The organism is Burkholderia sp. HAN2018 (assembly GCF_024704855.1).
GTDB classification, from domain to species: domain Bacteria; phylum Pseudomonadota; class Gammaproteobacteria; order Burkholderiales; family Burkholderiaceae; genus Burkholderia; species Burkholderia cepacia.
In genome coordinates, this window is the sequence record NZ_QOBB01000311.1 from 1 (window position 1) to 6782 (window position 6782).

Sequence of the window (6782 nt, forward strand, 5' to 3'; positions counted from 1 at the left end):
ATTCGACCGCGCGTTGCCCGGCGCACTGGGCGCGGTGTGCATCGGCGCGGGCGATCTGCAGCGCGCATCCCGAACCGGCTCGCACGCGGACGCGGCGGCGCGGATGCTGGCCGAAGTCGTGCCCGACCTGCCGGTCGCGCCGGTGCCGATGGCGCTGCTCGGCGCCGGCATCGCGCCGGACGACGCCGTCTGCGAAATCTGGCAATGCCATGCGCGCGACCTGCGCAGCGAACGACACGGCGCGCTGCACTATCGCTACAGCGACACGGCGGGTCTCGTGTTCGGCAGCATCGTCGTGCACGAGCACGACACGCCCGACGCGCATCGCGACGGCGGCACGCCGCTCGAACGCGCGACGCACGATGCGTACCGCGCGCTGTTCGACGTGCTCGATTCGCTCGGCATGCCGCATCCGCTGCGCATCTGGAATACGGTGCCGGCGATCAATGCGGTGCAGTTCGGGATCGAGCGCTATCGTCAGTTCAATATCGGCCGCCAGCATGCGTTCGACGCGTGCCGCCGCGCGCTGACGGGCGGCGTGCCGGCCGCGTGCGCGCTCGGTTCGGTCGTGCCGGTCGCGGGCGATGCATCGCCGGCCGCGCCGCTCGCGATCCATTTCCTCGCGAGCCGCACGCCGGCCGATCCGGTCGAGAACCCGCGCCAGGTCAGCGCGTATCACTATCCGGCGGAGTACGGCCCGCGGGCACCGACGTTCGCGCGCGCAGCCGCATGGCCGGCGGACGATGGCGCGCCGGTGCTGTTCGTGTCGGGCACCGCGAGCATCGTCGGGCATCGCACCGTGCATCTCGGCGACGTCGTCGCGCAAACGCGCGAGACGGTCGCGAACCTCGCGGCCGTGCTCGAGCAGGCCGCGCGCCAGGGGCACGGCCCGTTCACGCTCGCCGACCTGAGCTATCGCGTCTACGTGCGCGACGCCGGCGATGCCGCGGCGCTGGCCGCGATCGGGCAGGTGCTGCGCGACGCGGCCGGCCCCGGCGTGCGGCCGCTCGTCGTCCATGCAGACGTGTGCCGCGACGACCTGCTGGTCGAGATCGAGGCCAGCGCGGGTCATGAGGAGGCGTGGCTGTCATGAAGCGCGAGAGCCTCACGATCCGGCAACCGGCTCCGCATTCGGGCGGCGTCGACGAAGCCTGCCGGCGTTCGCCGGCAAGTCATACACTTTTGTCAGGACCCCCGTCTTCGCAATCGGCCGTTTCCATGTCCAAGCAGCACGCCTCGTCCACCCATCTCGTCCTGATTCCGAGCTACAACCCGGGCACCAAGGTCGACACGACCGTGCGCAATGCGCGAGCGCAGTGGAATCCGGTGTGGGTCGTCGTCGACGGCAGCACCGACGGCAGCGCCGAACGGCTGCAGGCCATGGCCGAACGCGACCCGGGGTTGCGCGTGATCGTGCTGCCCGAGAACCGCGGCAAGGGCGCGGCGGTGCTCGCCGGGCTCGACGCGGCAGCCGCGAGCGGCTTCACGCATGTGTTGACGATGGATTCCGACGGCCAGCATCCGGCTGACCTGATTCCCGCTTTCATGGCCGCGTCGCAGGCCGCACCCGACGCGATGGTGCTGGGCGTGCCGAAGTTCGACGCGAGCGCGCCGCAGTTGCGCGTGCAGGGCCGCCGGCTGTCGAACGCATGGGCCGACCTCGAGACGCTGTGGGCCGGAATCGGCGATTCGCTGTACGGGTTTCGCGTGTACCCGGTCGCGCCGCTGGCCGCGATCATGCGCCGCCAGCCGTGGATGCGCGGCTTCGACTTCGATCCCGAGGCGGCCGTGCGGCTGTGCTGGGCCGGCGTGCGTCCGATCCGCATCGACGCGCCGGTGCGCTATTTCGGCCGTCACGAGGGCGGCGTCTCGCACTTCCACTACGGCCGCGACAACGCGCTGCTCGCGTGGATGCACCTGCGCCTTTTCACCGGCTTCGTGGTGCGGCTGCCGATGCTGGTCGCGCGGCGGCTGGCGCGACGCCACGATCAGACGGCCTGAGCACACCCGATTTCGATGCCGGTCGTCGCCCGGTCGCGGCGATTGCCCCGTTTTTTGTCGTCAATCCCGCGCCTGCGCACCGCTTCATTCCAGTTCGCTGAGTAATGAACGTGTCATCCGATGTAAACATCTGGTAATTTTCTGCCGGATTATGCAAAATCGCCGCTCCCAAATAAAACTATCGAGGGATCCGGGATGCAACTCAAGAAAGCAGTGGCAGCGTGTGGCGTGGCGTTTCTGTTGAGCGCGTGCGGCGGGGTACAGAGCCTTGACGCGAACAGCCTGACGTCGGCGGGGACGAGCCTGTACAAGGCAGCGACGTTGTCGGATGCCGACATCGCCGCGCTGTCGAACGATTCGTGCAAGTCGAGCGATGCGGAATCGAAGGTCGCGCCGGCGAACAGCGCGTACTCGAAGCGTCTGACGAAAGTGATGAAGGGCTTCGGCGACATGACGCTGAACGGCCAGAAGATCAACTACAAGGTCTACATGACCAAGGACGTCAACGCGTGGGCGATGGGCAACGGCTGCGTGCGCGTGTACAGCGGCCTGATGGACATGATGAACGACGACGAGCTGCGCGGCGTGATCGGCCATGAAATGGGCCACGTTGCGCTGGGTCACTCGAAGAAGGCGATGCAGACGGCCTACGCGGTCAGCGCGGCGCGCACCGCGGCCGGCGCGGCATCGCCGGGCGTGGCGGCGCTGACGAGCTCGCAGCTCGGCGACATCACCGAGAAGTTCATCAACGCGCAGTTCTCGCAGACGCAGGAAAGCGCGGCCGACGATTACTCGTTCGACCTGATGAAGCAGAAGAACATGAACCAGAAGGGTCTCGTCACCGCATTCCAGAAGCTCGCGCAGCTCGATGGCGGCAAGAGCTCGATGATGAGCTCGCACCCGTCGTCGTCGAGCCGGGCGCAGCACATCCAGGATCGCATCGCGAAGGGCAGCTGATCGCCGCCCGATGCGCCGGCTCCGTCCGGCGCCCTGGATGAACGAAACCCCACGCTTCGCGGCGTGGGGTTTTTGTTTTTCGGGGGACCGGAAAACGGCCGGCCGCTTGCTTACGGCACCATCCCCGGCAACACGTACGCCTGCACGAGCGTGATCAGGCCGACGATCACCGCGAACAGCAGGCTGTGGCGCACGGTGAAGCGGAACAGCTCCGATTCCTTGCCGACGAGGCCGGTCGCCGCGCACGCCACCGCGATCGACTGCGGCGAGATCATCTTCGCGGTCACGCCGCCCGTCGTGTTCGCGGCCACCGCGAGCGTCTCGGGTACGCCGAGCTGGTGCGCGGTGGCCTGCTGCAGCGAGCAGAACAGCGCATTCGACGACGTGTCCGAGCCCGTCAGGAACACCCCGAGCCAGCCGAGGAACGGCGAGAAGAACGGGAACGCGGCGCCGGTCGCGGCGAGCATCAGCGCGAGCGTCGACGACATCCCCGAATAGTTCGCGACGAACGCGAATGCGAGCACGAGGCCGATCGACAGGATCGGGCGGGTCAGTTCCTTCAGCGTCTCGCCGAACGTGACGAGCGCGTCGCGCGGCTTCATCCGCAGCAGCACCATCGAGATCAGCGCGGTCACGAGGATCGCGCTGCCCACTGCCGACACGAGATCGATCTTCAGCACGGCGTCGAGCGCCTTCGGCGTCGCGGCGATCGGCGCGGTCTTCACGACGAGCTGGTCGAGCCCCGCCACGTGGAATTTCAGCACGGTCGACGCGAGCGCGCCGTGGGCGGCGAACAGCGCCTTGAACGGCGCGATGCTCCACACGGTGACGACGGCCGTCAGGATCAGGAACGGCGACCATGCGCGCACGGTCTGCGCGAGCGTGTACGGCGATGCCTGCCGGCTGGTGCCCGCGCTGAAGCCGTTGCGCGAGCCCGCGCCGCCGAAGCCCGCGAGCGCGGCGCCGCCGCCCGACGCGACGACGCTGCCGGCCGTCTGCTTCGCGGTGCGCGGCTGCCAGACCTTCAGGAACGCGGCGAGTGCGACGAGGCTGACGAGCGACGACGTGATGTCCGGCAGCTCGGGCCCGATGTGGTTCGACGTGAAGTATTGCGTCACCGCGAAGCTGCCGCCCGCGACGAGCGCGGCCGGCCAGGTCTGCCGCACGCCGCGCAGCCCGTCCATCATGAACACGAGCCAGAACGGCACCGCGAGCGACAGCAGCGGCAACTGGCGGCCGGCCATCGCGCCGATATGGAACGGGTCGATGCCCGTCACCTGTCCGGCGACGATGATCGGGATTCCCATCGCACCGAACGCGACCGGCGCGGTGTTTGCAATCAGACACAGTCCAGCCGCGTGCAGCGGCTTGAAGCCGAGCCCGACGAGCAGCGCGGCCGTGATCGCGACGGGCGCGCCGAAGCCGGCCGCGCCTTCGAGGAACGCGCCGAACGAGAAGCCGATCAGCAGCATCTGCAGGCGCTGGTCGTCGGTGATCGACAGCACGGACGCGCGGATGATGTCGAACTGGCCGGTCTTCACGACGATCTTGTACAGGAACACGGCCGCGACGATGATCCACGCGATCGGCCACAGGCCGTATGCGAAGCCGAAACCGGCCGCCGCGAGCGCCTGCGGCACGGGCATCCCGTATGCGAGGATCGCGACGCCGAGCGACAGCAGCAGCGTGATCGCCGCGGCGACGTGCCCCTTGAGCCGCAGCGCGGCCAGCGCGACGAAAAAGAAAATGATCGGGATTGCGGCGACGAACGCCGACAGCCCGAGGCTGCCGAGCGGCGTATAGATCTGGTGCCAAACCTGCATGGGTGTCTCCTCCATCTGTGTCTGTCTATCTATGGGTATGGGTGGGTAAAGCGGGGGCTACTCGGGCTGGCCGCGTGCGCGCAGCAGGTCGGACAGGCTGCGTGGTGCCGGTTCGAGCGGCGTGCGGTGCTGCGTCCAGCCCATCTGTTTCGCGGGTGTCAGCGCACGCAGGCGCGTCGCGGTCCAGCGGAACGCGCGGTACGCGCGCGGATGCGCGAACGCGCCCGACCAGAAGCGCCACACGAGGTCTTCCGCGCGGGTGTAGTTCGCGCCCTGGCCGCGCAGCGGATGCGCGACGGGTTCGTCGGGCTTGCGGTTCGCCTCGGTACGCAGCCGCACGAGCAGTTGCGGGATCGGGATTCGCACCGGGCACACCTCGCCGCATGCGCCGCACAGCGTCGAGGCGGTCGGCAGGTCGGCCGTCGCGTCGAGGCCGAGCAGGTGCGGCGAGATGATCTTGCCGATCGGGCCCGGATAGGTCGTGCCGTACGCGTGGCCGCCGATGCGCGTGTAGACGGGGCAGTGGTTCATGCACGCGCCGCAGCGGATGCACTGCAGCGTCGCGCGCAGCTGTTCGTCCGCATAGGCCTGCGTGCGGCCGTTGTCGAGCAGCACGAGATGCAGTTCGCGCGGGCCGTCGCGTTCGCCGTCGCGGCGCGGGCCCGAGATCAGGTTGAAGTAGGTCGTGATCGCCTGGCCGGTGGCCGAGCGCGTGAGCAGGCTCGACAAGGGCACGATGTGCTCGAGTTTCTCGACGACCTTCTCGATCCCCATGATCGCGACGTGCGTGTCAGGCACCGTCGTCGACAGGCGGCCGTTGCCTTCGTTCTCGACGAGCCACAGCGTGCCGGTGTCGGCCGCCGCGAAGTTCACGCCGGACAGGCCGATGTCCGCATCGGCGAACGCGCGCCGCAGGGCGCGCCGGCCGGTCTGGATCAGTTCGTCGACGTCTTCCGTGTAACGCGTGCCGGGGATGTGTGCCTCGAACAGTTCGGCGATGTCGCCGCGCGTCTTGTGGATCGCCGGCATCACGATATGCGACGGCTTCTCGCCCGCGAGCTGCACGATGAATTCGCCCATGTCGGATTCGATGCAGTCGACGCCGTGCTCCGCGAGGTAATGGTTCAGCTCGATTTCCTCGCTCGCCATCGACTTGCCCTTGATCACGCGGCGCGCCTTCTTCGCCTGCGCGATGCCGAGCACGATCGCGTTCGCGTCGGCGGCCGTCTCGGCCCAGTGCACGTGCACGCCGGCCTCGGTGAGCTTCGTCTCGAGCCGTTCGAGCAGCGCGGGCAACTGAGCGAGCGCGTGTTGCCGCACCGCTTCGCCGAGGTCGCGCAGCTGCTGCAGCTCGGCGTCGTCGGGGAACTGCGTCGCGCGCTTGCCCTGCAGGAAGTCCATCGCGCCGCGAAAGCTCCGGCGCAATGCGGGATCGTCGAGCGCGGCGCGCGCGCGGGCCTTGAAGTCGCCGGGGGCGACGAATTGCAGCGTGTGGTCGCTCATTGCGGGAGGTCCTCGCGGGCGGTTGCAGCCGGCCGGGCGGCGGAATCGGTGACGATCACGACCCACAGGCGGCGCGGGCCGTGTGCGCCATAGGCGAGCGTCTGCTGGATGTCGGACGTCTTCGACGGGCCCGACACCAGCACCAGGTTGGTCGGCATGCCGGCGTGCCAGCGCTCCGCATGCACGGCCGCGTGCAGGTCGGGATGCAGCGTGCTCGCATGGACGAGCGCGACATGCAGCGGCGGCACCAGCGACACCGTGCGCGGCGTGCCGGCATCGGGGGCGAGCACGACGGTGCCGGTGGCCGCGATGCCCGAACGCGCGACGGTGAAGCCCGCGTCGATCGTGTCGAACAGGTCGGCCTTCCACGCGTCGATCGGCCGGTCGAACGGCACGGGCGCGACCGTGTTGGGCAGCGCGCGGACGAGCGCCGCGGATTCGACGCGGGCCGGGTCGAGCAGCAGCCGGCGCACGCCGGCTTCGCCCGCTACCGCAAAC

General features: G+C 69.1%; 6 protein-coding genes. 3 read left to right on the forward strand and 3 right to left on the reverse strand.

Annotated features, from left to right (window positions below; translation table 11 throughout):
- From DPV74_RS37665 to DPV74_RS37675, 3 genes are all read left to right on the forward strand, one after another.
- Nucleotides 1–1093 (forward strand): endoribonuclease L-PSP (locus DPV74_RS37665; protein WP_240440093.1); only part of this gene is annotated, 1093 nt, incomplete at its 5' end.
- A gap of 125 nt (nt 1094–1218) precedes the next feature.
- The gene (locus tag DPV74_RS37670) at nt 1219–2001 is read left to right on the forward strand and encodes a glycosyltransferase family 2 protein (RefSeq protein ID WP_119339031.1); all 783 of its coding nucleotides are present in this window, start codon (nt 1219–1221) and stop codon (nt 1999–2001) included.
- Between the two features lie 195 nt (nt 2002–2196).
- Nucleotides 2197–2958: a M48 family metalloprotease gene (locus tag DPV74_RS37675; protein WP_021160648.1), complete on the forward strand. Its 762-nt coding sequence runs from the start codon at nt 2197–2199 to the stop codon at nt 2956–2958.
- Nucleotides 2959–3068: 110 nt separating this feature from the next.
- On the opposite strand, the gene DPV74_RS37680 is transcribed toward DPV74_RS37675, so the two are convergent.
- The 3 genes from DPV74_RS37680 to DPV74_RS37690 form a co-directional block, all read right to left on the reverse strand.
- On the reverse strand, nt 3069–4781 hold the full coding sequence (locus tag DPV74_RS37680) for a lactate permease LctP family transporter (protein ID WP_060194479.1): 1713 nt from the start codon (nt 4779–4781) through the stop codon (nt 3069–3071).
- Nucleotides 4782–4838: 57 nt separating this feature from the next.
- Nucleotides 4839–6284, reverse strand: coding sequence for a LutB/LldF family L-lactate oxidation iron-sulfur protein (locus DPV74_RS37685; RefSeq protein WP_027789134.1), 1446 nt, complete (start codon nt 6282–6284; stop codon nt 4839–4841).
- Nucleotides 6281–6782 (reverse strand): lactate utilization protein C (locus DPV74_RS37690; RefSeq protein WP_240440094.1); only part of this gene is annotated, 502 nt, incomplete at its 5' end. The genes DPV74_RS37685 and DPV74_RS37690, both read right to left, overlap by 4 nt.